This window comes from Stenotrophomonas sp. HMWF003, from assembly GCF_003061285.1.
In the GTDB taxonomy this organism is placed as follows: Bacteria; Pseudomonadota; Gammaproteobacteria; order Xanthomonadales; family Xanthomonadaceae; genus Stenotrophomonas; species Stenotrophomonas maltophilia_AP.
Map to the genome: position 1 here is coordinate 1,420 of NZ_QAIW01000303.1, position 1,893 is coordinate 3,312.

2 protein-coding genes are annotated in these 1,893 nt (G+C 69.7%); both read left to right on the plus strand.

The genetic code is table 11. From position 1 onward, the window contains the following. The coding region (locus DBR34_RS12465; RefSeq protein ID WP_128097028.1) for a hypothetical protein at positions 1-359 on the plus strand (359 nt) is incomplete at its 5' end. A gap of 119 nt (positions 360-478) precedes the next feature. Further along, positions 479-1,893, plus strand: a 1,415-nt coding sequence (locus DBR34_RS12470; RefSeq protein WP_219928281.1) for a DUF4034 domain-containing protein, incomplete at its 3' end; no start/stop codon positions are given.

The following is a 1,893-nucleotide window of genomic DNA, read 5'->3' on the forward strand; positions in this document are numbered from 1 at the left end:
ACATGCGTCTGCAGGACCTGGCGCTGTTTGCCATCGACCAACTGGCCGGCAGCCGCGGCCAGGGCACGCTGCTGACGCCGGCGTCGTATGCGCTGATGCAGACCGCACAGCCGGGCAGTCCGTCCGGACTGGATTGGGGCGTGCAGCCGTCCATCGCGGGCCGCCAGGGACCGGTACTGGTACACGGCGGCTCGGATGGCAACTGGCTGGCCTGGGTGGTGCTGTTCCCCGCGCAGAACAGCGGCGTGATCGCCATCGCCAACGCCGCCGAGGACATGGGCGCCGACAAGGCCAGCATGGGCCTGCTCGGTGGCCTGTTCGCCGAACTGGCGCCGGCCGCCAGCCCGGCCGCGAAGTAGTCCCCGCACGACGCCCTGTATGCACAGGGCGTCGTTGCCGGTAGCGACGCAGGCCGTCACGGCAGGTGCCGGATTGCCTAGAATGCGCGTCCGATTCCCTGCAAGGACGCTGTCCCCCCATGGCGCATTTCCCCCACGACGCGTTGGCCCTTCGCCGCAGCGCGCGCGACGCCCTGCACCAGCAACGCTTCGATGAGGTCGACCGGCTGCTCGGCGAAGCGGAACAGCACTGGCTCGACGGTGGCACCGCACGCTTTGGATACGGGTGGCTGCTGGCTACCCTGCTGGATCCCGCGCAGGACCTGCCCGCCCGCCTTGAACAGGCGCGCCAGTGGTGTGCGCAACAGCCGCACAGCCCGCACCCGTGGGCCCTGCTGGGTGCACTGTGGGATCGCGTCTCCGGGCGCATCCGTTCCAGCGAAACCATCGAAACCATCCGCCAGGTGCAATGGGACGCGGCCGGCCTGGCCCGCGACCACGCGATGGCTGCCTGGCTGCACACCATTGCACGGCATCCGCGCCCGGCATTCGTGCTGGGTCGCATGCTGCGCATGTCCTGCTACCTGGGCGAGCCGCGCTGGCTGCAGCAGCTGCAGCGCGGCGGACGCGCCGATCTGTATACCGCGCAGCAGCAACAGGATCCGGACGGATTCGCGGCGGCCGTCGCCGTGCTGGCACCGTATGGCCGTCCATTGGAGGCCCTGCCCGTCCTGCCTCCCCTGCTGGCCGGGCGCAGCGAACACACGTTCGAGTACGCCGCCGACTACTGGCTGCAGCAGGCGCTGGCCATCCGTGCCAACGACACCGACGCGCTGGAAACCTACCTGTACTACCTGTACCCGCGCTGGGGCGGCAGCCATGCGGTGATGCAGGACTTCATCGATGGCCCCGAGGCCTCGCGGTTGATGCTGCCGCAGCGCAACCGCCTGCGCGTGATCAAGGAACGCGACTGGCTCTATTTCCACCCCGACGCCGAGGATGCCGAGGACGTGGCCCAGCACGACCAGGCCTACGCTGCGCTGCTCGACCTGCACCTGGATGCATCGACGCGGGCCCAGGTGCTGTGCTGGTGGGCGATGCTGGACTACCACCTGGGCCGCGACGAACCGCAGGAAAACGAGGTGCACTGGGACCCGGCGCGGATGGCGCACGCGCGGGACTGCCTGGCCGAAGCGTTCGCGCTGGACCCCGCCTGCGTGGTCGATGAAGGCTTGACCGTGCTGGAAGCCTGCGCCCTGTTTGCACATGTCGACGGTGCCGACAGGCTGTTTTCGCAGGTACTGGCCAGTGTCGAAGACTGGACCGACAGCGCGCATGCGCTGGCGTGGCTGGCGGCCGGCCGCCAATCCGGCCTGTTCGGCTTCAGCGTCGACGCCGCGCTGGCCACCCGACACCTGCGCGGCGCGCTGGCCATGGCCCGGGAAGACGAGGTCGACCTGTCCACCGTGGCGGCCAACCTGTTCTGCGCAGTGTCCGCCCCGGCCGGTCTGCAGATGCTGCTGGAGCTCGGCGCGGCGGGTGATCCGCGCTCGAT